A 25752-nucleotide genomic window follows, 5' to 3' on the forward strand; every position below is an offset into this window, starting at 1 on the left:
GGCTCCCCGCCATCACAAAAGGTTTACCCGATCAACGGACACGACTGCCCTCTGGATTGAGCAGTGATCTTCGGTGAGCAGCAGTATGCTAATGCTTGATCTCGACCCCATGGTTGGAGATAGCTGATGAAGATTATCGAGAGAATTGAGGTCGACGCAGTTACGGATATCGTTTGCGACATTTGTCTGTGCTCCACCCGTGTGGACGGTGGCGGACTTCAGTTTGCCATCGTTCAGGCGCACTGGGGATATGGAGCAAAGCATGACGGTGAGCGGTATGAACTGCACCTCTGCGAAACCTGCTTCTTTCAGACGCGTGGCTACCTCAAGCGGGAACGGCGAACCCAAAATCTCTTTAACGATGAGGAAGGGGCTTTTGCCGGCGACGACTTCGGCATGATCGCTAAGGATGATTTCTTCGGCGACTCAAAATAGCGCGGTTGAAAATTGCTCGCAGGATCGTTTCTTGTGAGCGGACTCCACTAAGCAAGGTATGACGCAGACCAAGCAGCCCATATGCAGGTTTGTGGATAACTCCAGCATTGTGAGCCTTGAGCTTACTCGCGCAAATGTAGAGATCCAGTCTGCGATCACTTGAGAAGGTGATTTCATGAATACAGACGATGGACATGAACGCCACGAGTTTTTGGGTGGTCCCCGAGACGCAAGGCATGGAACGTCTTTGGACTTAGAAAAGCTGACAACAATGGTTATCTCACGTTACCCAGCTAAGCCTTACTGCCTAGTCAGAGATTGGACGCTCTTCCTTGCGGACCTCACACCCGAAGAGCTTGAAACCGTCGAAAGGGCCGGCCACCTCCCGCTCTTTGTGTATGCCTTTGAAGTTGTCTACGACAGTAAGGGCCGCTTTCAACCCGGCGATTGGGTCCGTTCCAGCATGTGTGTTCAGTTCCTAGACGGGTTTCTTTTTGAGACGCGAAACACGGTATACGTGCTTGTGGGAGACGGCGCTGAGCAAAAGGCATCATTGATAACAATCTTTTCATTCCATTGATAGGACCTAGCTACCAGCCGTGCTGGTAGGTTGGTATTGCTAGATTGTCGCCTCGTTAGTGGCACATTCGATGTCGCATTGAAGGCAATACCGGCTGCTTTAACCGTTACCCTTATAGTCACCGCATTGGATCTGTCCGGTGAGTTTGATGAGCGCTCGCCCTTGATTACGTACGTTGCCGATCGCTCGGTCAATTTTGAACCATTCGAAAGCCTCCGGAGATTCATCCAGTAGCAGCACCATCTGCTTTGCACTCTCTTTGGGTGTCGCCGGAGACAACCATTCTTGGGCAAGTTTTCCTGGCAGACTCACTGATCGGCGGTCGTGGATATCCATCACTCCGCCGACGCTGCCAGTGATGATGACGAATCCGTCGTGCTCACCTGCTTCATGTTCGGCAATTGGATACTGGCAGATGGCAGCGCAGAGAACCGGAGTTCGTTCGCGATAGCGGATGAGGTAGGGCTGCATCTTTAGCCCGCCTTCGTCGACCCTTTCAAACCAGTTGTCTTTAGCGGTTATTGCCAAAACTCAGAAGTCCTGGACTACACCCACCTGACGAAATTGTAATCCTCCAATCACCTTGGCGTTATCTGCAGCTTGCAACGATGTCACCCGGCGACCATGCCGGCGGGCCTTTTTCCGCCGAACAATAAAACCCACGCCGACGCAGCTTCCAGTTCTGCCGAAACCAAGGAGTGATTGATGCTTAACAATTCAAAAATGTCGATAGCCGCTTTAGCTGTAGTTGTCGGCTCAGGGCCGTCCATGGTGTTTGCGGAAGATAAGGCAGAGGGCTTTATCGAGGACAGCAGCCTGACGGTGCTCAACCGCAATTTCTACTTTAATCGTGATTACCGTAAAGGTCAGTCCAGCCCCACCGGCAATGGTTATTCGGAAGCCTGGGCTCAGGGCATTATTGGCAAGTTCGAATCCGGCTTTACTCAAGGCACCGTCGGGGTCGGTGTCGATGCGTTTGCGATGATCGGTTTAAAGCTCGATACCGGGGATGGCCGCAACGGCGGCCAGAGTTCGTTTGATGTGCTGCCAGTCAACAGTGACGGAGAGGCGCGGGACGAATACACCAAGGTGGGTGGTGCCGCCAAAGTCCGGGCCTTCGATACGGTGGTAAAAGTCGGTGACGTGTTCCCCGCCAACCCCGTAGTGGCCGCGGGTGATTCTCGATTGCTGCCGGAAAGCTTCCGCGGTGTGACGGCTACCAACACCAGCATCGAAGGCCTGTCGGTCCAGGGCGGTCGACTGCACGCGATGAGCCAGCCGACGTCCAGCGACATGCGCGAGAACTTCGCGACCTTCTATGCCGGCCCGGTCAACTCGCCGTGGATCGCATATTTCGGCGGAGACTATTCGCTGAACAAGAACCTTAGTTTCAGCCTGTATTCCAGTCGCCTAAAAGATGCCTGGAACCAGTACTACGCCGGGAACGCTTGGACTTATCCGCTATCGGATGACATTTCACTGTTCGGTGACCTGAACTATTACAAGGCGGTCGACGAAGGCAAACAACTGCTTGGAAAGTTCGACAACAACATCTGGAGCGGCCGGGTCGGGGTGAAACTCGGTGCGCACTCCGTGGCCTTGTCCCACCAGCGCAACAACGGCAACGACGACTTCGATTATCTGCGCCAGTCCGACTCGATCTTCCTCGACAACTCCATCCAGTACAGCGACTTCAACTCACCCAAGGAACGTTCGTGGATGGTGCGCTATGACCTAGACATGGAGAGCTACGGAGTTCCGGGTCTGTCGTTCATGACTCGTTACGCCCGCGGCACCGATGCCGACTACTCCAACGCCAACGCCACGTACATGCGCCGTGATGCCGACGGCAACCCGCTGACCGATCAGAAGCGATGGGAGCGTGACATTGAAGTCAAATATGTCGTGCAGACAGGTTCGCTGAAAGATATGTCGCTGCGGTTGCGTCAAGCCACTACCCGCGCTACGGCATTTGAATCGGATCTGGATGAGGTCCGGGTGATCATCGAATACCCGTTGGCGATTCTCTGACATCGCGGTTGATACAAATTCACCTTTAGAAGCTCCTTGCTCCTTTGGTAAGAGGTGAATCTTTTGGCGTCCTTCGGGGCGCCCTTTTTATTTTCGCGGGTCGCATTCACTGAAGTTGAAAAGTGCAACGTGCTGCAATCTTGCGAACTTGTCTTGAAAATCGAAAAATCGAAGCACTCGACAGTCCTTACGGGGCGATACCGGTTCACCGACCGTTTCTGCGGCATTCGCCTCCTACGGTGTATCTAATGGTGTTGAGCTGTCCTTGGGAGTCCTCATAGGTCATCACGGTAGGGACTGCGGCGCATGAAACTTGCGGTCGCACGGTGCTCACTACTTTGACCACGTCCAACTTCATCCCGTATTCATAGTCTTTCATCACTGGTGCAGGTTTGCCCTGGTTGGCAGCATACTGCTCCATTGCTTTTGTATTTGCGCTGACGGCCCTCTCAAACGTTTTGTCACCACCGCCCTCAGCGAGCGCATTCAGGGACAGGGCCATGACCGCGATGAACGTCATCGACTTGATAAATTTCATATCCATTTCCTTAAGAAGAACCAGCAAAAAAAAGCCCGGCATCGGGGGGCGATGGCAGGCTTATCCAAGTGCGACGCGCTTACATGTCTTGGGCTTTGTCGTCTTTCTTTTCATTTACAACAACGGGATCATGCGTCTTCTCTTTGGCTACAAACAGTTCCATCGAGCGTTCTTTAGCCGCCATCATTTTCTCGAAAGCCCTGTCGCCGCCGCCTTCAGCTAACACCATGGACGACATCACCAACGCTGTTGCAAAGATGCTCAATTGTGCAAGTTTCATGTTTTCAGGCCTCATTTGATTGACGAGGTCAGGGTAACAATCCGAACCTATCGCCACGGTGGCGCGAAAATTACATATCCGTTATGTCGTGGGAGTTGAATTGAATCAGCACCAATGAACTGTGGGAGCGAGCCTGCTTGCGATAGCAAATAGTCAGTTGGCATCAATGCTGACTGACTCACCGTCATCGCTAGCAGGTTCGCTTCCACAAGGGGTACGTCTATTTAACTGGGATGGCCTCTTCATCACGTCGATGCGCCAGCTGATACAGCGCAGGCAATATCAGCAACGTGAGAATGGTCGAGGACAGAATCCCGCCAATTACCACCGTCGCCAACGGCCGCTGCACCTCCGCACCGGTACCGGTCGCCAGGGCCATCGGAATGAAGCCAAGGGACGCCACCAGTGCAGTCATCAGCACCGGACGCAGCCTTGTCAGGGCGCCCTCGCTGATGGCATCGGAGAGGGAACGTCCTTCCTCCCGCAGGTTGCGGATGAACGCGATCATCACCAAGCCATTGAGCACCGCGACTCCCGACAGCGCAATGAACCCGACGCCCGCCGAGATCGACAACGGGATGTCCCGTAGCCACAACGCCATTACGCCACCGGTCAAGGCAAACGGAATCCCGGTGAACACCAGCAGCCCGTCCTTGAGGTTGTTGAACATCATGAACAGCAAGCCAAACACCAACAGCAAGGCCACCGGCACCACAATCTGCAAGCGCTTGGCCGCCGACTGCAATTGCTCGAACTGCCCGCCCCAACTGGTCCAGTAACCCGCCGGAACCTCGACATCGCGCTCGATTACCTCACCCGCTTCTGCGACGAACGAACCGATATCGCGCCCACGCACGTTGGCGCTGACGATCACCAAGCGCTTGCCGTTTTCGCGACTGACCTGATTCGGCCCCAGCACCAGATCAAGGCTGGCAACTTCCTCAAGAGCAATGAAAGCGATCTGATTGGACGCGCCATTCTGCGGTGCCGGCACCGGGATCAGCAGGGTCGACAAACCTTCGATGTCCTTGCGCATGGCATCGGACAAACGCACCACCATGTCGAAACGCCGATCGCCCTCATACATCGTCCCTGCCTGGCGTCCTCCCACCGCTACCGCAATGGTGTCCTGTACATCGCCAACGTTGAGTCCGTAACGTGCAGCCTTGTCACGATCGATGTTGATGGTCAGCACCGGCAAACCTGTAGTTTGCTCAACCTTGACCTCGGACGCACCGTTAACCTTTTGCATAGCAGTGGCAATCTTCGCCGCCGTGGCGTTGAGCACGTCCATGTCATCACCGAAAACCTTGACCGCCACATCGCTGCGCACACCGGAGATCAGTTCGTTGAAGCGCAGTTGGATTGGCTGCGACAGTTCATAGTTGCTGCCCGGTAGCGTCGCGGCGGCTTGTTGCAGTTCGGCCATCAGGGCTTCGCGGGATTTGCCAGGATCCGGCCACTGCTCCTTGGGCTTGAGCATCACGTAGCTGTCGGAAATGTTCGGCGGCATCGGGTCAGAAGCAATTTCGGCGGTGCCGGTGCGGCCGAATACGCGCTGTACTTCCGGCACTTTGTTGAGAATCAAGGTTTCCAGACGCTGCTGCATGTCCACCGACTGCGTGAGACTGGTGCCGGGTACGCGCAACGCCTGCAGGGCAAAATCGCCCTCACTGAGACTCGGTACAAACTCGCTGCCCATGCGACTGGTCATCACGCCGCTGAGCGCGACCACGATCAAGGCCATGCCCACTGCCACGGCGCGATGGGACATCACCCAAGCCAGCGCCGGCGCATAAAACCGGCGTGCGCCGCGCATGACCACGCCTTCTTCTTCCTTGACCTTACCGGTGACAAACAGGGCGATGGCCGCTGGTACGAAGGTCACCGACAACAACATGGCGCCAAGCAGCGCGATCACCACAGTGAATGCCATTGGATGGAACATTTTTCCTTCGACACCGGTGAGGGCGAAGATCGGCAGGTACACGACCATGATGATCAACTGGCCGAAAATCAGCGGTCGCCGCGCTTCTTTGGCCGCTGCGAATACTTCATGGAAGCGCTCGGATCGGGTCAGCAATCGTCCGTGATGCTGCTGTGCGTGGGCCAGCCGTCGCAGGGTGTTTTCAACGATTACCACCGCGCCGTCGACAATAATGCCGAAGTCGAGTGCGCCGAGGCTCATCAGATTGGCGCTGACCTTGTTGCTGAACATGCCGGTGAAGGTGAACAGCATCGACAGCGGAATCACCATGGCCGTGATCAAAGCCGCACGGATGTTGCCCAGGAACAGGAAGAGAATCGCGATCACCAGAATCGCACCTTCGACCAGATTCTTTTTCACCGTGGCGATGGCTTTGTCGACCAAGTGCGTACGGTCATAAACCGGCACCGCGACGACGCCGGTCGGCAGCGAACGGTTGATCTGCTCAAGCTTGCTGGCAACTGCCTGGGAGACGGTGCGGCTGTTTTCGCCGATCAGCATGAATACGGTGCCGAGCACCACTTCGCGACCGTTTTCAGTCGCGGCCCCGCTGCGCAGTTCACGGCCGATATCCACCGTGGCAACGTTCTTCACCCGAATCGGTGTGCCGTCGACGTTAGCCATGACAATGTTGGCAATGTCCTCGGTGCTCGCCACTTGTCCAGGCGCGCGGATCAGCAGTTGCTCGCCAATGTGCTCGATGTAGCCCGCGCCGACGTTGGCATTGTTGCGCTCAAGCGCAGTGATCAGATCGGTGAGAGTCAGTTTGTACGCTGCCAGCCGTTTCGGATCAGGTGCAATCTGATACTCCTTGGCGAATCCACCGATGGTGTTGATCTCCGCCACGCCAGGAACGTTGCGCAGCTGCGGCTTGATGATCCAGTCCTGGATTACCCGTAGGTCCGTCGGCGTATAGGGGGTGCCGTCCTCCTTGAGCGCGCCTTCCCGCGCTTCGACGGTCCACAGGAAAATCTCCCCAAGCCCCGTCGAAATCGGCCCCATCACCGCTTTGGCGCCTTCGGGTAATTGTTCTTTAGCTGTTTGCAGGCGCTCATTGACCAACTGCCGGGCGAAGAACAGATCAGTGCCGTCCTTGAATATCACAGTGACTTGCGACAGCCCCGACCGCGACAGCGAACGGGTCTGTTCCAATGCCGGTAGACCGGCCATGGCAGTTTCAATCGGGAAGGTGATGCGCTGCTCGGTTTCCAGCGGCGAGAACCCGGCGGCGCCGGTATTGATTTGTACTTGGACGTTGGTGATATCGGGCACGGCGTCGATCGGCAGTTTCTGGTAACTGGCGATACCTAGGCCGGCCATGAGTAAAACGGCGAGCAGCACAATGATGCGCTGCTCGATGGCAAACTGGATCAAGCGTTCGAACATGAGAACCTTCTCGTCGAGGGGGCAGATCGGTGGGTGTTGTTAAAGCGCTGTTTCAATGAGAGTGCTCAGCCGAGGCTTTACCCAGTTCCGATTTGAGAACGTAGCTGCCGGCAGCTGCGACCTGAACCCCGGACTCCAGCCCCTTGGTGATTTCCACTTGCCCGTCCGCTCGACTACCCAGCTCCACCGCCTGCGCCTTGAAGCCGTCGTCGGTGCGCACGAATACTGTAGGTTTGTCCTCGACCGTCTGAATCGCGGTTTCCGGCACGGCGACTCTGGCCTCACGGCTGTCGGTGGCTACTAGTGCGTTGACGAACAGGCCCGGACGCCACGCGCCTTGGGGGTTCTCCAGAGTCACGCGCACGGTGGCGGTACGCGTCTGCTCACCGAGCAAGCTGCCCACATAAGCCACGTTGCCAACGACCTCGGCGTTCAGCTCCGGGGCACTGATCGTCACGGGTTTGCCCACCTGCACCTTGGTCAAATCCTTGGGTGAAACGCCGAATGTCACCCAAACCCGGGAAAGATCCGAAAGGATGAACGCATTGCTGGTCACGTCGACCACTTCTCCCGGCGTCAGGTGTTTTTCCACCACAACGCCGTCGAACGGAGCGCGCAGCTCATAGCGATTGCCGCCGGTGGCGACCACGCTGCCGCTGAGTACGCTGATTTTCTGTTGAGCGTTGTTCAGGGCGATTTCAGCTTCTTGCAGCGCCTGTCGAGCCTGGAGGAAATCCTGTTCAGCGGAAATCTTGCTTTCCCACAACTGCTTCTCACGCTCGTAAGTGGTCCGTGCCAGTGTCAGACGCCGCTGCGCCGCGGCCTGTTCACTGCGCTGATCAGAAATCTGCTGACTGGAAATCACTGCCAACAGCTGACCCTTTTTCACCGATTGCCCGAGATTGACCGACACTGACTCGACCACGCCGGGGACTCGAGGCACAACATGGGCCGTTCGGTCTTCGTCAAAACGCACTTCACCGGGGAATGGCAAACCGAGATTGATACTCTGCGCACCGGCTTCGATCAATTGAATACCTGCCGCAGTGATCTGCTCGTTGCTGAGGGTCAGATGTCCCTCTTCACCTGCAGCATGTTCACCCTCAGCTGCGGCGCCATTTTCGGCGTGTTCAGCATGCTCGGCATGTTCCGCCGCTTCATTGGCATGCGCCTCGATGGACGAGTTACCCGTGCGAATCGAACCGATGCCAATACCCAGCGCCAAAGTTGCTACGGCGACAACGATCAGTTTTTTGTTCATGGAAACTCCTCTGCGCCAAGCCATCACGCATTTCTGTGAAAGTTGAAAATCAAGGGCTGACAGCGAGCGCGTCGAGATCGCCGAAAATGCGCTCAATCCGCACCCGCGCGTCTGTCGCCTCTGCAACCGCCTGGATGTATTGGGTGCGGGCGCTGATCAGGGTGCGTTGGGCATCGAGTACATCGAGGAAGCCAAACTTACCCATCTCGAATCCTCGTGTAGCGCTGTCGACAGCGCTCTGCGCGGAGGGCAGGATGGTCTGGTGGAACGCCTTCACTTCACCATTCGCGGTCCGCCATTGCTCCAGGGCAGTCTGGGTTTCCGTGCGCAAACGCAGCTCGGTGGCATTGCGCAAGTCCCGCGCCTGATCTGCGCGTCGAGCGGCTGCCAGTACGTTGCCCTGATTACGGTTGAATAATGGAATCGGCATCGACAGCCCGACTACGTTCACCCGCTCGCGCTCCGTCGCGTCGTACTGGCTGCCGATGCTTACGGTCAGGTCGGGAATTCGCTGTGCCTTCTCCAGCCCCAAAGAAGCCTCACGCTGATTGATCTGCAATTTGGCCAGGCGCATCTCGGCGGTCTCATTCAGGCGTTCAAGTAACTTTGTCGACGGCACGGCGAGCGTTGATTGTCGGGCAACCTGCACATCGACCGAGACCGGCAAAGGGGCACCCATGACTTGAGCCAGTTGCTGATACGCATTGGCCTGGTCGCGCTCGGCACGACTCTGTTCAAGCCGTACCTCAGACAATTGCACCTGCGCCCGCGTCCCTTCGACCGGCGAGGACTTGCCGGCTTGTATACGCCCTTGGGCTACGCGCACACCTTGCTCGGCGAGTTGCAGAGACTGACGAGACAACTGCAACCGTTGCTGCGCTGTTTGAGCGCTGGAAAACGCTTGAACCACATCGGCACGCAACGCGTTGCGCTTGCGCTCCAGTTCGATCCCGGCAGCGTCCTGCGCGCGGCTGGCGACTTCGATACGCGCGCCGCGCTTGCCTCCCAGTTCAATCGGCTGGCTGAGCAGCACCGTAGTAGTGCGCGAGTCACGTCGGGTGTCTTCGGCCTCCAACGACACTGTGGGGTTGGGGATCAAACCAGCCTGTTTTCGGTCACCTTCGGCAATGCCGATGTCCCACTGCGCTGCTGCGAGATCGGGGTTTGCGGCGAGCGCCGTTTGCAGGGCCTGATCAAGGGTCAGTGTCGTTGACGAAGCAACCGCAAAACCAGGATTGGCCATTAAAAAAAAGCCTGTAGTACCCGCGATTCGCAATGCTTTTTTCAGGCGTAATCGCGCCGTCAGTTCTCTTGGACCGGGCAATTGAACACTTCCTTTAAAATAGAGAAATTTCGATACTGCCACGTTATGTTTTTGAACTTATCGACAAGGTGACTGGAACATTACAAATACGTTATCCACTGTTACAGCAAGTTATTTTGATCTAGTATTCGAAACGCTCAAACCTACACAGCAACACCAAGAAACAAATACTCCATGCTTATCCGCCGAACAGCACTAGCTGTGTTTCCGTTCTCATGAAATGAGGACGTGCAAGTCCCAACCTCTGCGACAGGCTGTCGCAGAGGACTGATTTAGAGCCTCCACTCAACCGTTTTCAGTTGACTCTGTAGCCGCTACAGCCTTTATTTTGTGTGAAATCAATCGTTGGCCCTACGTAATGAACAGCAGTAAATTCATTTAACTGTTATTGAATAACATTCGGAAGAACTTATAAAAATAACAATTTTCACGACTTCCTTAATTACTTACCCATTAAATAAAAGTGGTGATTGACCATGCGAATCCTTGTCATCGAGGACGAGCTTAAAACTGCCGAGTATTTGCATCAGGGATTGACCGAGAGTGGTTATATTGTTGACCGTGCGACAACCGGTGCCGATGGGCTGCATCTGGCCCAGCATCAGGTTTACGACCTGATCATTCTCGACGTTAACCTGCCGGAACTGGACGGCTGGGGCGTGCTGGAACAGCTGCGTCGCGCTCATTCCACCCGGGTCATGATGCTCACCGCGCGCGGGCGCTTGGCGGACAAAGTCCGCGGACTGGACATGGGTGCCGACGACTATCTGGTCAAGCCGTTCGAGTTCCCGGAATTGTTAGCCCGCGTGCGCACTCTAATGCGTCGCAGTGAAAACATTCCCGTGCCGCAAGTACTCAAGGTTGCCGACCTGGAGCTCGACCCGGGCCGTCACCGGGCCTTCCGTGGCGAACAGCGCATCGACCTGACCACCAAAGAATTTGCCCTACTACATCTGCTAATGCGCCACTCCGGCGAGGTATTGACCCGGACCCAGATTATTTCGCTGGTGTGGGATATGAACTTCGACTGCGACACCAATGTGGTCGAGGTTTCCATCCGCCGCCTGCGGGCGAAGATCGACGACCCGTTCGACAGCAAGCTGATCCACACCCTTCGCGGTGTCGGCTACGTACTGGAGTCACGGACATGAAGCCAGCCAGTCTTTCGCTGCGCCTTGGTTTGACAGTCAGTCTTCTGGGGGCATTGCTGGTGGTGTTCCTGGCGGTATTGGCTTACTTCGCCCTGACTCATCAACTGAACGCGCTATCTAGGGACAACCTGGAAAAGAAAATGGAGCAGGTGGAACATAGCCTGGCGTTGTACGCCAATGTCGCTGAAATCAGCGGAAAACCGCATATCCTGCTCGATCAGGTCATGGGACATGACAACCTGACGCTCAGCATTTATGACCAGAACAATCTTCGTACACCGCTGCTTAAGTCCGGCTCAGGCATGGTCGATCCGCGCCCGGAACTGAAAGCCGTGCGGGGTATCACCGAGCAACTGGTCTACTCCAGCAGCACCGACGTCGAGGGCACCAATTTTCTCACCGCCTCGAAGCTGATCCGCGTCAAGGACGGTACCCCCGTGCCGGTGCTGATATCGATCGACAACACCCACGATCAAGCTTTGCTCAGCGCCTATCTGCGCTCGACACTGACTGCCTTGCCGCTGCTGTTGATCTTTATCGGCCTCACTGCTTGGTTTGCGGTACAGCGGGGCCTGATACCGTTGCGCGAGTTTCGAAAAGTGGCGGCAAGAGTGACCACGCAGGATCTCGAGCATCGGCTATCGGTGGTCAACATGCCCCAGGAACTCAGCGAATTGGCCCAAGGCATCAATTTCATGCTGCATCGCCTCGACGACGGCGTACAGCAACTGTCGCAATTCTCCGACGACCTGGCTCATGAACTCCGCACGCCGATCAATAACCTGATGGGCAAGGCCCAAGTGACACTTTCCCGGGAGCGTTCGAGCGAGGAGTACAAAGACATTCTGGTGTCGTGCACCGAAGAATTGGAACGCGTCGCGCGGATAGTTTCCGACATGCTATTCCTCGCGCAGTCCAGCCAATCGACGGCGCACGCGCCTTTCGAATGGGTCAATCTTGAAGCCGAGGCGCAGAAAGTGGTCGAACTGTTTTCCCTACCGGCGCAGGACAAGGAGATCAAGCTGAGTGTGGTCGGCAACGCACGGGTGTCGGGCGACCGTTTGATGATTCAACGGGCGATCTCGAACCTGCTATCCAATGCCCTGCGCCACTGCCCACCTCGGAACACCATTTCGTTGGTCATTGAGAGCGGTGCGAAACAGGTTTCACTGTTCGTCAGCAATCCTGGCGCGGGTATCGAGGCACAACACTTGCCACATCTGTTCGACCGTTTCTACCGGGTCGACAGCAGCCGCACCCGTTCCCAAGGCAGTACCGGGCTGGGTCTCGCCATCGTGCGCTCGATCATGAGCTTGCACCAGGGTGATGCTCAGGTTGAAAGTCAACCTGGCGAGTTAACTGTGTTCAGGCTGGTTTTCCCCAAGAGCTAAGCACCACGAACAGCCCAATTGTTGCGATTGGGCTACTTCATGGGTCGACTTTTCGCACAGGCCATTAGCCTATTCGTTGAGTTGTTTGGGCACGCGTACATTTTTACGTACACCGGAAATAGGAGAGCTGAAGCTTCCGATTATTTCGAATGCCCAATTTCCACTTCAGACGGAAAAGACGTGCTCGATTGAGCACACCAACTGTTCAAATAGAAAGGGGGCTGCGTTAGTCGTCGCGCAGCAGTTCCTGTAGATCGGCAGAAAGCGGCATGACACTAAATGCACTGACACGTGCTCTGCCTGTGTTGCCGACTGGCACCCATATCCTGGAAAACAATAACGCAGCAAAAATACGAGGAACCTGGCCCACAACCTCACGCCAATCCCTTGTCTGTAATCCCAGTTTCAACATGAGCCAATGCGATCTCGCATGAGCCAGAGGCATGCGTTGCGCGATGATATGAGCACGCTCCAACCAGAGATAAGCAGCCTGAACGTCGTTGTTCTTACGCGCGGCAGAAGCCTCAAGGAAGGCTTCATTTATTGCAGTACGCAGAATCTCTTTCATCCCAACCTCGGACTTGGATCCGCTGTAATCGTAGCCGGCAGAATCAGCAAGGAGCCAATCTTCGACTTCGGCATATGCAGGCACGCGCAATGCCGAAGTGAAAAATCCATCGCTACGATTTAAAGACAACGCCTGACCAATTAATCGAAGATGTCTCGTAGAAACGATTTTTTATGGTGGGGCTTCTGACCATGATGTCCGCCTTGATTCTGATGGCCACTCTGATGGCCGCTCTGATGGCCGCCATGATGTTCATCCCTCCAACCGCCACTATTATGTCCACGCTGTTCTGTGTAGCTTTGGTCGCCACCATGCTGGTTGTACGCAGGTTGGACATACCCTGTCTGACCCGCTGGCGCCCTATCTGGCGTCGCAATTGGTGAATTCTGTGGGAGAAAACGACCAGCGTCCTGTTGCTGACTGCGCTCAATAATCTTGTCGAGCTCACCTCGATCAAGCCAAACACCACGGCATTGAGGGCAGTAATCGATTTCGATACTTTGACGTTCAGTCATTACCAACGCGATATCTTTGCAAATTGGACATTGCATAATCTTGATTCCTTCGTGCTAATCAGTAATCGAGGGCGCGGCAGTCATATCACCTGCGCAGCAGCCGCAGCCCGTTGAATACGACGAGCAAGCTCGCCCCAACATCCGCAAAAACAGCCATCCACAAGGTTGCGTGGCCAGATAATGCCAGCGCTAGAAAAACGAATTTGATGCCCAATGCCAATCCGATGTTCTGTTTTAGAACCGATGCGCATCGATGACTTAAGCTTATGAAATCAGCGATCTTGCGCGGGTCATCATCCATGATGGCTACATCAGCGGTTTCAAGTGCGGTAGCGGTGCCTGCGGCTCCCATTGCAAAACCGATATCGGATTGTGCCAATGCAGGGGCGTCGTTCACGCCATCCCCAACCATGCCAACCGGGCCATATCGACGTTTGAGTTCAGCGACGGCGGTTTGTTTGTCTTCTGGCATGAGATTTCCGCGCGCATCCTTTATGCCCAATTTCCCGGCAATAGAGTTGGCGGTTGCCGGGTTATCACCCGTCAGCATTACCGGTACAACATTCATGGCATTCAAAGCGGCTACGGCAGCAAAGCTTTCAGCCCGTACGGTGTCAGCTACTGCGAAGATCGCTACTGGACCGTTGGCTGCGCAAAGTACGATTACAGTTTTTCCCGCGTTTTCCAGCAGCGACAATCGAGCCTCAAGCTCTGGGGAACATACGCCCAACTCTTCAACCAGGCGATGGTTACCCAGGTGCCAGGATTGGCCATTGATATTGCCTTTGACACCACGCCCGTTGAGTACACTGAAGTCCTCAACCGGCATAATCGCCCCCTCCGGCTGCTGCAATTTCCAGCCGCTGACCAAGGCCTTGGCTACGGGATGCGTACTATGCTCGTCCAGGCTTGCGGCGATCAGCAAAGCCTGCTCAATGGGCATATCTGTAAACGGCTCAACATCGGTCAGTACCGGCTTGCCCTGAGTCAAAGTACCGGTCTTGTCGAGTGCAACAACCTTCAGAAACCGGCCGCTTTCAAGATACGCACCACCCTTGATCAAGATGCCGTGCCTGGCTGCTGCTGTTAGCCCACTGACGACGGTAATCGGAGTTGAAACCACCAGAGCGCACGGGCAAGCAATGACTAACAGAACCAGCGCCTGATAGAGCCACTCTCCCCAAGCTCCACCGATGAGGACAGGGCCCAGGACAGCTACCAGAACAGCGAGAACTACTACTGCGGGGGTGTAGTAATGCGCGAATTGATCTACAAACCGCTGTGTAGGTGCCCGTTGAGACTGTGCGTCTTGAATCGCTGCTGCAATGCGCGCCAGGGTACTTTCCCCAGCTACTGCCGTGACGGTAGCTTCAACCACACCGTCCGTAACGATGGTGCCAGCGTAAAGCGGATCTCCAATCTCCTTATCAACCGGTAGGCTTTCGCCAGTAATCGGAGCCTGATCCAGTGCCGCACGTCCAGAATCTACCCGAGCATCCAGCGGCACGCGCGAACCTGTGCGAACCCGGATACGACTACCGAGCAATACGCTCGCTACTGGCAGTTCTTTCCAGCCACTTTCAGTCATGACCTCAGCGATTTCCGGCGCCAATGCAGTCAGCGACTTGATAGCGTTGCGCGCCCGCTCCAGAGAAAGTGCTTCGATGGCTTCTGCAATGGCGAACAGGAAAACCACCATTGAGGCTTCAGGCCATTTACCGATGACGAGGGCGCCTACGACAGCCAGCGACATCAGGAAATAGATATTCAATGTGAAGTTTTTAACCGCGATCCAACCCTTTTTAAGTGTTGGCAGACCAGCAGCCAGGATAGACAGAGCAGCCAACACCATCACTGGCCAAGAGCTTTCCTGCCCGGTTGTCCATGCAGTGACTTCAGCGGCGATAGCCGCGACGCCGCTGACGGCCAACAACCCTTTCAACTTTGCGCTCAGCACTGGCGGAAGAGCCGAAGGTGCGGCGCCGGCTTCGATCAAGGTCGGCCCCATGTCCAGTGCAACTAATGCGGTGACGATTGACTGCGGATCATCCAGACGGTGATGCACGGTCAACTCACGATTCAGTAGGTTGAAGTCGAGGCGGACAATTCCGGACATCGGCTCTAGCCGGTTACGGATGAGGCGTTCCTCGGTGGGGCAATCCATTTTGTCGATGCGATATCGAACATTATTGGTCCCCTCGGGAGCCGGATTGGTCTTGCTGGGTGCAAATGCCTCAGTTGCGTGAGTGCCATGAGCACAACAGGCATCGGCATGATCGTGAATGTGCGTGCCATGATCGTGATCGTGCGGGTCGTCGTGGTCGTGGTCGTGGTCGTGGGCATGGGCATGCGCGCCATGGTCGTGATTATGCGAGCCAGGATCATGCTGGTGCGTTTTGTGATGAGAAGGTTCAACCGCATGCGGATGATCGGACCCACAACAATCGTCTTTTTTCACAGCCTGAAGGCGGACGATCGGTTTTGGCTTGCTTTCCTGACTCATGGTGCTTCTACCGGTAAGAACAATGGCACCATTCAACAGCCTGAACCAACTACAGGGTCAAGCAATGAATTGAAGCTATTTCACATTCCAGTAGGGTGGTTTTTTGGTTATCGGTATCGGACATAGAGCTGCGTCTTTGTAGCAGTGCTATTTTTCTAGAGACCTTTTTGAGCTGCAGGCCTTGTAGCGCCTCTCTCTCGATAGCAGGTAGCTGTAAATGAACGAAATTGAGTTGGAACGGCATCCAAAGCACCTGCCTAACCCCTCACAAACATGGAGAACCCTATGAGCGCTGGTCATAGTCACGGTGAAGTACGTGCAGGGCACGAAAAAAAATTGTGGATAGCTTTGGCGCTGACCACGAGCTTCATGGTCGCGGAAGTCATAGGGGCTTTCATCACTGGCAGCTTGGCATTGTTATCTGATGCCGCTCATATGCTTACCGATTCCACCGCCCTTGCAATTTCATTGGTCGCTATTCAGATCGCCAAACGCCCCGCGGATAGGAAACGGACATTTGGCTATGCGCGATTTGAAATTCTCGCGGCTGCGTTCAATGCGATGCTGCTGTTCATGGTGGCGGTGTACATCTTGTATGAAGCATATCAGCGGATTAAGACTCCAACAGAAATTCAGTCGACAGCCATGTTGATCGTAGCGTTGATAGGGTTGGCTGTGAACCTTGTCTCAATGCGGTTGCTCATGTCTGGCAGTAATGAAAGCCTCAATGTCAAAGGCGCGTACCTTGAGGTCTGGAGCGATATGTTAGGTTCTCTCGGCGTGATTGGAGCGGCGCTGATCATTCGTTTTACCGGATGGATCTGGATTGACTCTATTGTTGCTGCGGCGATCGGATTTTGGGTGCTCCCCAGAACTTGGGTTTTGCTCAAAGAGAGCATGAACATCCTTTTGCAGGGCGTTCCGGATGGAATTGATATCGCTGAAGTGGAGCTCAGAATCAGGGCGGTTAAAGGCATTGAGGATATCCATGACCTGCACATCTGGGCTTTAACCAGCGGTAAGAACGTGATGAGTGCACACCTCGTCGTCCAGCACTCCTCAGGCGGTGAACAAGAAATATTGACTGAAGTAACACGATTGATGAGTGATGAATTCCATATTGACCATACGACACTTCAGATAGAAAACTCAGAGTTTCATGCCGGCCTTGCAGAAAACGAAGGTATGCAGCACTAAGAATCAGTTCAAGCGTGTTTCGGGATAGGAATGGACCGCCGCTATGCCACTGGAATATTTTCAGTTGGCGTAGGGGAGATCCGAAGCAGAGACATCCACTGCTCAGGAAACTCATTCCTGACCTTCAGCGCGCCCCAGGCCAAACGATGACAGTGTCAATCGCCGCCCATTAACCCCTACCTCCGCTTGCTCGAATCTCAAAACGCGGTCTGGGCATGTTTACCCAATTCCCCCCCCAAACAGGGGAATCTCCCCAATGTTCATTTTTCCATCCGACGCCAGTGGATTGACCTCCATCACCTACAGAACGTCGGTTCAATGAAGCTTTCCTCATACTTCAAAATTGTTCGTCGTGTCTGGCATGGACTCTGCTTGCAGCCTAAACCAAGGGCAAAGTGCTATCGACACGCAGCATGTATGGCTCACCACCTAATCATGCTGGGAGGCAATGAGGATGAAAACAAATCTAACCCCCCATCCTATCTCGCTCTTTATCCGGCCGGACCTGGCCTCGGCATTGTTGTTGGCGCTCTGCGGGGCGGATGCCGGCGCATCGCCGATTGACGATGAGAGCCAGCCATCTCCCACCGACCCCTCCTACTATCGACCACAGCCTGCCGACCCCGCGGCCGCACTGCTGGAAATCAGGACGCTACCTGAGGCCAACCATGGCTCACTTGCACTGCCTAATGGTGGCCAGGGCAACCGCGATACGCCTCGGACTGAAAACGTCCTGCCTCCCGCTTTGCAGACCTCTTTCAACTTCCCCACCAACGGCAAACCCAGTCCGCTGTTTGGCGCGGAACCCTACACCCAGCAAATGCTCCTGTTCGAAGAGTTCGGCCCTGAGAAACTCGACCCGCAAACTCCACCAGCGCAAATGACCTTCCCCGTGCCGACGGTGGGCCCGATGCCGAGTCAGGATCCTAACAGCTTGGCCCGCAGCGGCCCCTCGGGAACGGCGCTGGAAGCCTTCCTGCGTCAACCGGGGCTGACGCCGTTCCCAACTCAGTATTCCAACGTACTGGACCGAAACCCCTGGAAGGCGCAGATCGAAGCCTTTCTCAACCGTGCCCCGGTAGGCTCCCCGGCCGAGGGACGGCCTGGCGGAAAAGGCTGGTCGCACCAGCGCTGGAACGAGTTTTACCCACAAGCTTCATTCAAGACCGTGCAAGCGGGTGCGCGGCAGAACCTTGGCCTGCGCGATAGCAAACAGATGCACGGCTACACGAAAGGTGAATTTGGTCCTAACGGGCTCTACCACAACACCGCAGGTACTACGGCCACCAATGGCACTACCAAGGGCATCGACATCCGCATCCATCCAAAGATGCCGATCCAGAACCACAACTCCGTATGGACTTTCGACGGTACCCTGCCGCCGAAACTGTTGATGGTTCGTTATGGGCAACCGCTGTTAATGCGTCACTACAACGCCCTGCCCATCGACCCGGCCGCCAACAACGGCTTCGGCTTGCACACTATCAGCACCCACGAGCACAACGGTCACAACCCGGCCGAAAGCGATGGTTATGCCAACGCCTTCTTCTTCCCCGGCCAATACTACGACTACCGCTGGCCGGTGCAATTGGCCGGCTACGACACCATCAACACCAAGGCCGAGGATCCGCGCGCAGCCTTTCCTTGTTCTCCGGGAGAAACCCTCTGGGTCAATGACATGACCCCAGGCCTCAAAACTTGTCAAAACGGCAGCATCAAGATCCGTGGCGACTGGCGGGAAACTATGAGTACCCACTGGTTCCACGACCACATGCTCGATTTCACCGCGCAGAACGTCTACAAGGGCAACGCGGTGATGATGAATTACTACAGCGCCATCGATCGCGGCAACGAGGCATTGGAGGATGGCGTCAATCTGCGTCTGCCCAGCGGTTCAGCCATGCCTTGGGGCAACCGCGACTACGACGTCAACCTGGTGATCGGCGACAAGGCCTGGGATTCCACCGGCCAGCTATGGTTCAACCCGTTCAACACCGACGGCTTCCTTGGTGACCAGATGCTGGTCAACTGGCAGTACCAGCCGTTCCTGAACGTGCGCGCGCGCAGCTATCGCTTCCGTATTCTCAATGGCTCGGTGTCACGCTATTTCAAGCTCGCCGTGGTGCGTGAAATCAAGGGCACCGGCGGTGAATTCCCTGGGCCGTCCGGCTCGGGGGTGTCCTACAACCGCGTGCCGTTCCACATGATTGGCAACGACGGCAACATCATGGAACACGCCATTCCGTTCGACGGCAGCATGGACCTCGATGGCGACGGCGACTTCAAAGACAACAACGGCATCCTGCCAACCCAGGCCATCGCCGAGCGCTACGACATCATCATCAACTTCGCTAAAAACGGGATCAAGACCGGAGACAAGATCTACTTCGTCAACCTGATGGAACACAAGACCGGCAAGGGTCCCGAGAAAGCAGAGCTGTCACTGGCCGATGTGCTGTCAGAGAAGTACAAGGCCGTCCTCAAGCAAAGCAGCAAGGGGCCGCAATGGGACAAGGGCGACCCGGTGGTGGGTAAGTTCCTGCAACTGATCGTCAACTCCTACTCTGGCCAGGACCTGAGCATGGACCCGACCGCTTATGAACCGGCCAAGCCTGGCAAAGTGGCCGGTAAAAAAATGATCCCGCTGACCATCAACCGTGATGATCCGGCCGACAAAGCCAAACTCGATCTGGCCCGGCATCGCAGTTTCACTTTCGGTCGCTCCGACGGTACCGACCTCGCGCCCTGGACCATCAAGACCGACGGCGGCTTTGGCTACAGCATGGACCCACGCCAGCTCACTGCAGCGCCGGCCTTATCCACCGGCCCGACCGATGCCGGCTTCAGTGGCGACGGCACCCTTGAAGTGTGGAACATCAAGAACGGCGGCAACGGCTGGAGCCACCCCGTGCACGTGCACTTCGAGGAAGGGGTGATACTCAACCGCGATGGCAAAGCACCGCCGGACTGGGAAAAATGGGCGCGCAAGGACGTGTTCCGCATCGGCCCGGAAGTCGATAGCTCCACCGAAGTGACCATGGCGATCCGCTTCCGCGAATTTGCCGGAACCTACATGGAGCACTGCCACAACACACAGCACGAGGACTCGTCGATGTTGCTGCGATGGGACATCGAGCACCCGGGCCAATTCGAGCTGATGCCCACGCCGCTGCCAAGCTGGGATGGCGTGGAATACGTCGCAACCGCCGCATTACCGACCTTCCGTACCGGCGGCAAGGGTAGCGGCAGTGATGACGATGAGGACGACGGTGGCGACGACAACAGCACTAACAAGCTGCCGATTGCTGGTCCCGACATTGCCAGCACAACAGCCGGTGTGCCCGTCACCCTCAGCGTCCTGGCCAATGACAGTGACCCTGACAAAAACGTACCGCTCACTGTGGTCGGCCTGAGCCAGCCAGATTCAGGCATGGGTACCGCCACCACCGATGGCACCAGGGTGATCTACACGCCGCCGGCCGCGCTCACCGAGCCGGGCACCGCATCCTTCACCTATGAGGTGCGCGATGCCAAGGGTGGAGTCTCGGCAACGCCAGGCACCGTGACCATTACGGTGACACCGGCAGCGACCAGCAACGAGGACCTGCAAGTGACCAGCGCCATCGTCTCGGTACGCAGCAACAACCGTTACACCTGGGATCTGGCGGGGACCACGTCGCAGACCGGCACCGCCCTGACCGTTACCGCAGCCACTACCGGCGGGCCGCTGGTCTTGGGCACGGCAACCATGACGCCAATAGCCACCGGAGCCCGCTGGCGGATATCGACGAGCACCACCGGCAACGGGCCGGCGGCGACTGCGACCGTGACGATCAAGTCGTCCTCCGGTAAGTCGGTCACGGCGCCTATCTCAGTACGTTGACCTGCACCACCTTGCACTCCAGCCGGTACAGGTGGAGTGCAAGGCTTTCATCAGTATTCAGGACAGGACACAAATCATGATCACTTCACATTGGACCCCGACGATCAAATTTCTCCGCCTGCTGCTGTTGCTTACCTTGGGCATCACAGGCGGCTCGGCCGCCGTTGCCGAAGACAGCGGTTCAAGCACACCTTGGGGACGGGACTACTTCCCCAATACTGAGCTGGTCAATCAAGACGGCCAGAAAATGCGTTTTTTCGATGACATGATCAAGGATAAGGTGGTGGCGATTAACTTCATCTTCACCTCTTGCACCGACTCCTGCCCACTGGAAACTGCACGCCTGCTCCAGGTCCAAAAAGTCCTCGGTGACCGGGTTGGTAAGGATGTATTCCTCTACTCAATTAGCATTGACCCGGAAACCGATACACCGGAAGTGCTGAAGAAGTACACCGAGAAATTCAGGATCGGCCCCGGCTGGCAATTCCTCACCGGTAACAAGGACGACATCACTGCACTGCGTAAAAGCCTGGGGCTGTTCATCGACGGCATCGACAACGGCCGCAACAAGGACCACAACCTGAGCCTGATCATCGGCAACCAAAGTACGGGGCGCTGGATGAAATCCTCGCCCATGGAAAACCCCTACATTCTGGCCGATCGCTTGAGCAAAACACTACAGAACTGGAAAGACGCCAGCACCAACGACCAGGATTATGCCAGCGCCCCAACCCTGCGCCCGCCGAGTGCCGGTGAACAGATCTACCGCACACGCTGCTCGTCCTGCCATACCCTTGGAGACACTCAGAACGCTGGCATCCGCAGCATTGGCCCGGACCTGATCGGAGTCACTCGCCAGCGCGACCCGCAATGGCTGAAGCGCTGGATCAAAGAACCGGATCAGATGCTGGCCGAGAAAGACGCGCTGGCGATGCAGTTGTATGAGCAATACAACAACATCGCGATGCCCAATCTGCGCCTAGGCGAAATAGAGACAAGTGCCGTACTCACCTATCTGGCAGAAGAGACCGAACGGTTGCAACCTGAGGCGCCGATGGCGCAGGACACGCATGACGGAGCCCACCAGCACGCTGGCCCCAAGATTCAGCAACAAGGCGGCTAATCCGAGTGATGGCTCGCTTATTGGAGCACTCTGCGCAAGAAGTCGCGAAGAGTGCTACCAAACTGCGTTTCTCCGGTAAAGGTTGTCCTCAAAACTGTCAATTATTCCCAGCAGGCACAACAGCGAACTATCGCGACTGATCGATTTCCCCGCGGATCAAGTCGTAAAGCGGCTGAGCCCCGAAGTTGGTCAGCGGTTTGCCGTTGACGAAGAATGTTGGTGTTTTGCTCACGCCAACGGCCGTGGCATCAGCCGCATCTTTTTCGACCGTAGCCGTGATATCCGCCGACATCATTTGTTCCCGGGCCTTATCAACATCCAGCCCGGCCTGACCTGCTGCGGTCCATGCAGCCGATGCAGTCGCGTCATCATGCCATTGCCCCTGCGACTCTAGAACGGCCTCCAGTACAGGTACGAATACACCTTGCTTGCGGGCTGTTTCCAAGATCCGGATGGCTTCTTCTGAGCCCTTGTGAAGTCGTACATAACGTAGAACCAGTCGAACATCGGACGGATGCTTGGCCATCATCTGTTTAACGATGGGATAAAAAGCACGGCAGCTTTCACAGGAGGGATCGAAGAACTCAACAATCGTCACGGGTGCATCGGCAGGACCAAAGCTTGGCGAATGAAAGCGCACAAGTGAACTTGCTTTCGGCACGGGAACTTCAGCTTGGGGATCAGTGGATGCTCGATCATAAAAAAAAGCTGCAACTGCGAAGCCGATGATGGCAAACAGACTGACAACAAGAACGACACTACGTTTGCTCATGCGGAAAATCTCCGGCGAATGATGGCTAGAAGAAGGATAAGAAAGCTGAATACGCCCAGCGATAGCAATGGCAATGGAACACTGCTGAAAATGGTCATGTCGGCACCGGAACATGATGGTCCAGCCCCACAGGGTTTGAGACTTTCAGGAATAACCCCGAAATAAAGAAGATTGTGATAAAACGCGATCAACCAGCCCATCACCGCTAAAGGCAATGCATAACGCCAGACACCCGTGTCCGAAATGCAGCAAGCAACCCCGAGCACCAGGACGAGAGGAAACATGAATGCCCGCTGAAACCAACAAAGCACGCAGGGTGCTTGCCCCATGATTTCCCCGATAAACAATACGGCGATGGTTGAAATCAGGGAGAGCAACCATGCACAGAGAAGAAGCATCCATCCATCGGGTTGACGTTGTGGGTTTGTGGTTTCCATCGAGTCAAAGCCTTTTTGTTGTGGTCGTGTGCTTGTAGATGCGGATGGGACAGGCACACAGATACTTTGGTAAAGCGTTCAATGACTGTCCCCTGCTAGCTGAAATTGGGCAATGAACGCTTTCCAAAAAATACAGAAGGCATCGTGAGAATTTTCTAGATACCTGAATAAGGGTGACGACGTTCCGGGCTCAATCCGTGATGCTCCAGTAGAATCGACGATCAGAACGGCGGAGTGTCATCATCGGCAGTTATCAATAACCAGTCCAGCGTCCGGAGGCATGGCCATTCCTAACGGTCAATACTGGAGCTCAACTGAGGGGTGTGGACCACTATCGCGAATTCTCGTGTTGGGTCACTCGGATCCTTCGTTTGAAGCAACTCTTCAAAGGAACCGATCCCAAATATTACCCATGGTTCTGGGAAATGTCGCAGGAGGCGTTTTGCCTGCTGACGAACAGATTCCGGAAGTGTCTGATCTCTGGACAGCTCACGCAAGAACTCACCTGTTTGGACGATACTTCGGGTACGCTCGCAGGGCATGGTCATGTGTCGCACTCCGCTAGAATTTGCGCTTAACCTTAGAAAACCCACCGCCAACGCCAAAGGCGCTGAGGTTTTTAACCATTCGTTTGAATTATAGCAAGCACGCTGTTCGGCTCCTCAGTGGTGGATAGGCCACTCGCGATAGAGCCTGGTTCGAGGTGAATGCTCCTGATTTCCCAGACGCATCTGACTGGCTGCTTCAGTCGATAGCTGCTCTAAAGGAAAGCAGCCTTGGATTGCAGCACTTTCGCAACGGACAGTGAAGCATTCTGAGGTTTGAGGATTGGTACGCGGCCCGAACTCAAGGCTTGCGCTACGCCTGGCGAGAGTCTTCCAGCGATCCTTGAAGCAACATAGATAATTCTGTATCCGATACCCGCCGAATGCGGATCGCTGCTAGTCGCAGCAGATTCGAAGTCGACATTTCCTTAGCTTGTGGATAGGTCGCAAACACCCAGGCGATCTTCCGAAGCTGAAAGTCATGCTCCGTTTCGACAAGGTCCCTCACAGTTTCAATCGCACAAGGGAATTTCGTGGCTAGTCGCAGAAAATCGTAATGGCGTGGAACAGCTCGGGCAAGTGCTGCATAAGAGATCCTAATCGGCCAAGAATGGGATTGGAGAAGGCAATCGCTTGCTTTTTGTAGTTCAACTACTAGTTCGGCATCTCTGGCAGCCCAATCTACATACGGGTACCTGATAGCGGCCATATGATGGGATCTGACATAGTCGGTGAGCCAGATCCGATCATTCCGATATAGCCACATATAGTCAGTCCGATCATGAACCCGCGTTGATTCGGGATATGCGACGAACCGCTCTCGATGAGCGTTCACCTTTAATTCGCCCGGGACGTTTCGCTTCTGGTAAGGAATTTTATTTTCACGAACAAACGTTGATAAGCCTTGATCTTCAAAGGCGAACGCCAAATTGGAAAGCCTTTCGGAATCAAGCCCAAGCAGGTGACAGAGGAAGTAGAAGCGAAATGGATGATGGGACCTTCGCGGAGTACGGAGCAGCCGGAGAACCCACTCATGCCCTTTGGGTTCGCCGGCGTTCAATAGCTGGTACTCACGTGATTGAGGTGCGCCTGCCATAGCGCCATTTAGGTAATCATGAAGCAGTGATAAACGAATGCGATCCCTGTGAAGAATTCCCAGCTCCGCCAGCCGATAGCGAAGCAAACCTCCGGTGAGTAGCTTTGATACTTCTGCTGAATTACGGAACCCCCATGCCGTGAGCTGTGCTACCTCAGTTAACGCTGGTATCTCATTTTGATTTTGAACTGCGTCTTCAAACCCGCGGTCCTTGAGACCATCGGGAAGAAACAAGTACCTCCAGTCATCGAATGGCGGACTCGCGACCTTCAGCACAATCTGATGGTACGGGCACACCAGCACACCAGTTACTTGATGGATTCGATGCCAGTACGCTTGACCTCCATGTCGAATATCACGAGCAACGCAGCGCTCACAAAACTTCAGTGCTCCGAAGCGCTCAAAGCCCGAAGCAGTGAGCCCCACAGACATCTTCAACCCAATTCCCGAAGGTCCAGACATTGCTTTAATTGCAGTGTCCAGCTGACTACTGCTGAGGAACGGTGCGAAAATCGGTAACAGCGTATGTGCCTGGATGAGGTAACTCACTGACAACTTATTAGCCAATTGCTGTGAGAGTGCATCGAGACAGCAAGGAAAGGCCGAGCCACAGGTCCTAGAATACCGACCAAACAAGTCGTAACTCGTCTGGCGATAGCTGGCATTGGCTGCGAGCCGATGGTACCTAGCCGCCAGGCTGTAGATTGTTTCATCAGGGAAAGCTTGCGGAAAAAACTCCATAGCTGTCT

At 55.4% G+C, this 25752-nt stretch carries 21 protein-coding genes and 1 pseudogene; 9 read left to right on the forward strand and 13 right to left on the reverse strand.

The features are described 5' to 3' along the window. Window positions 1-126: 126 nt before the first annotated feature. Window positions 127-435 carry a hypothetical protein gene (locus tag B0D71_RS18440; RefSeq protein WP_103396038.1) on the forward strand — a complete coding sequence of 103 codons (309 nt, stop codon included), beginning with the start codon at window positions 127-129 and terminating at the stop codon, window positions 433-435. 175 nt (window positions 436-610) lie between these two features. After that, window positions 611-1015 (forward strand): DUF6957 family protein, encoded by a 405-nt coding sequence (locus B0D71_RS18445; RefSeq protein WP_103396039.1) that lies wholly within the window; start codon window positions 611-613, stop codon window positions 1013-1015. Window positions 1016-1114: 99 nt separating this feature from the next. Here the strand turns inward: B0D71_RS18445 and B0D71_RS18450 are convergent. Beyond that, window positions 1115-1540 (reverse strand): annotated as a pseudogene (locus B0D71_RS18450) (SOS response-associated peptidase family protein); the annotation flags it as partial. 180 nt (window positions 1541-1720) lie between these two features. Between B0D71_RS18450 and B0D71_RS18455 the strand changes: the two are divergent. Continuing rightward, complete coding sequence (locus B0D71_RS18455) at window positions 1721-3046, forward strand: OprD family porin (protein WP_103396040.1); 1326 nt, start codon at window positions 1721-1723, stop codon at window positions 3044-3046. Window positions 3047-3251: 205 nt separating this feature from the next. Here B0D71_RS18455 and B0D71_RS18460 read toward each other — a convergent pair whose 3' ends face one another. The 5 genes from B0D71_RS18460 to B0D71_RS18485 form a co-directional block, all read right to left on the reverse strand. Further along, the gene (locus B0D71_RS18460) at window positions 3252-3584 is read right to left on the reverse strand and encodes a DUF2790 domain-containing protein (RefSeq protein WP_103396041.1); all 333 of its coding nucleotides are present in this window, start codon (window positions 3582-3584) and stop codon (window positions 3252-3254) included. Between the two features lie 79 nt (window positions 3585-3663). Continuing rightward, window positions 3664-3864 carry a co-regulatory protein PtrA N-terminal domain-containing protein gene (locus B0D71_RS18465; RefSeq protein WP_103396042.1) on the reverse strand — a complete coding sequence of 67 codons (201 nt, stop codon included), beginning with the start codon at window positions 3862-3864 and terminating at the stop codon, window positions 3664-3666. Between the two features lie 220 nt (window positions 3865-4084). Beyond that, window positions 4085-7237, reverse strand: coding sequence for an efflux RND transporter permease subunit (locus B0D71_RS18475; RefSeq protein WP_103396043.1), 3153 nt, complete (start codon window positions 7235-7237; stop codon window positions 4085-4087). Between the two features lie 52 nt (window positions 7238-7289). Continuing rightward, entirely contained in the window at window positions 7290-8498 is a 1209-nt protein-coding gene (locus B0D71_RS18480) for an efflux RND transporter periplasmic adaptor subunit (protein WP_103396044.1), read from the reverse strand. A 49-nt stretch (window positions 8499-8547) separates the two neighbouring features. Further along, window positions 8548-9822, reverse strand: a complete 1275-nt coding sequence (locus tag B0D71_RS18485; protein WP_103396045.1) for a TolC family protein — start codon at window positions 9820-9822, stop codon at window positions 8548-8550. A 476-nt stretch (window positions 9823-10298) separates the two neighbouring features. Between B0D71_RS18485 and B0D71_RS18490 the strand changes: the two genes are divergently transcribed. Then, a complete protein-coding gene (locus B0D71_RS18490) occupies window positions 10299-10973 on the forward strand; it encodes a heavy metal response regulator transcription factor (protein WP_103396046.1) in 675 nt (224 codons plus the stop codon). Beyond that, on the forward strand, window positions 10970-12364 hold the full coding sequence (locus B0D71_RS18495) for a heavy metal sensor histidine kinase (protein WP_103396047.1): 1395 nt from the start codon (window positions 10970-10972) through the stop codon (window positions 12362-12364). The genes B0D71_RS18490 and B0D71_RS18495 overlap by 4 nt, the downstream gene beginning before the upstream one ends. Window positions 12365-12590: 226 nt before the next feature. Here B0D71_RS18495 and B0D71_RS18500 read toward each other — a convergent pair whose 3' ends face one another. Genes B0D71_RS18500 through B0D71_RS18510 form a run of 3 tightly spaced genes read right to left on the reverse strand, consistent with a single transcriptional unit; the run spans window position 12591 to window position 15563 of the window. Continuing rightward, the gene (locus B0D71_RS18500) at window positions 12591-13061 is read right to left on the reverse strand and encodes a DUF3703 domain-containing protein (protein WP_420825140.1); all 471 of its coding nucleotides are present in this window, start codon (window positions 13059-13061) and stop codon (window positions 12591-12593) included. An 11-nt stretch (window positions 13062-13072) separates the two neighbouring features. Continuing rightward, a complete protein-coding gene (locus B0D71_RS32185; RefSeq protein ID WP_103396048.1) occupies window positions 13073-13483 on the reverse strand; it encodes a TFIIB-type zinc ribbon-containing protein in 411 nt (136 codons plus the stop codon). 49 nt (window positions 13484-13532) lie between these two features. Further along, window positions 13533-15563: a heavy metal translocating P-type ATPase gene (locus tag B0D71_RS18510; protein ID WP_420825141.1), complete on the reverse strand. Its 2031-nt coding sequence runs from the start codon at window positions 15561-15563 to the stop codon at window positions 13533-13535. A gap of 135 nt (window positions 15564-15698) precedes the next feature. On the opposite strand from B0D71_RS18510, the gene B0D71_RS31880 reads away from it, so the two are divergent. The 4 genes from B0D71_RS31880 to B0D71_RS18530 all read left to right on the forward strand — a co-directional run bounded on the left by B0D71_RS31880 (window position 15699) and on the right by B0D71_RS18530 (window position 22153). Then, the gene (locus B0D71_RS31880) at window positions 15699-16076 is read left to right on the forward strand and encodes a hypothetical protein (RefSeq protein ID WP_133160946.1); all 378 of its coding nucleotides are present in this window, start codon (window positions 15699-15701) and stop codon (window positions 16074-16076) included. 159 nt (window positions 16077-16235) lie between these two features. Next, window positions 16236-17147, forward strand: coding sequence for a cation diffusion facilitator family transporter (locus tag B0D71_RS18520; protein ID WP_103396050.1), 912 nt, complete (start codon window positions 16236-16238; stop codon window positions 17145-17147). A gap of 454 nt (window positions 17148-17601) precedes the next feature. After that, window positions 17602-21030, forward strand: coding sequence for an Ig-like domain-containing protein (locus B0D71_RS18525; RefSeq protein ID WP_103396051.1), 3429 nt, complete (start codon window positions 17602-17604; stop codon window positions 21028-21030). Between the two features lie 76 nt (window positions 21031-21106). Continuing rightward, entirely contained in the window at window positions 21107-22153 is a 1047-nt protein-coding gene (locus tag B0D71_RS18530) for an SCO family protein (protein WP_103396052.1), read from the forward strand. A 127-nt stretch (window positions 22154-22280) separates the two neighbouring features. On the opposite strand, the gene B0D71_RS18535 is transcribed toward B0D71_RS18530, so the two are convergent. From B0D71_RS18535 to B0D71_RS18550, 4 genes are all read right to left on the reverse strand, one after another. Beyond that, the gene (locus B0D71_RS18535) at window positions 22281-22925 is read right to left on the reverse strand and encodes a DsbA family protein (RefSeq protein WP_103396053.1); all 645 of its coding nucleotides are present in this window, start codon (window positions 22923-22925) and stop codon (window positions 22281-22283) included. Next, entirely contained in the window at window positions 22922-23362 is a 441-nt protein-coding gene (locus B0D71_RS18540) for a disulfide bond formation protein B (RefSeq protein WP_103396054.1), read from the reverse strand. Before B0D71_RS18540 ends, B0D71_RS18535 begins: the two co-directional genes overlap by 4 nt. Before the next feature lie 290 nt (window positions 23363-23652). Then, on the reverse strand, window positions 23653-23910 hold the full coding sequence (locus B0D71_RS32405) for a BPSL0761 family protein (protein WP_103396055.1): 258 nt from the start codon (window positions 23908-23910) through the stop codon (window positions 23653-23655). A gap of 310 nt (window positions 23911-24220) precedes the next feature. Beyond that, entirely contained in the window at window positions 24221-25744 is a 1524-nt protein-coding gene (locus B0D71_RS18550; RefSeq protein WP_103396056.1) for a TniQ family protein, read from the reverse strand. Window positions 25745-25752 lie beyond the last annotated feature (8 nt).

Origin of the sequence: Pseudomonas laurylsulfativorans, from assembly GCF_002906155.1 — a bacterium.
In the GTDB taxonomy this organism is placed as follows: domain Bacteria; phylum Pseudomonadota; class Gammaproteobacteria; order Pseudomonadales; family Pseudomonadaceae; genus Aquipseudomonas; species Aquipseudomonas laurylsulfativorans.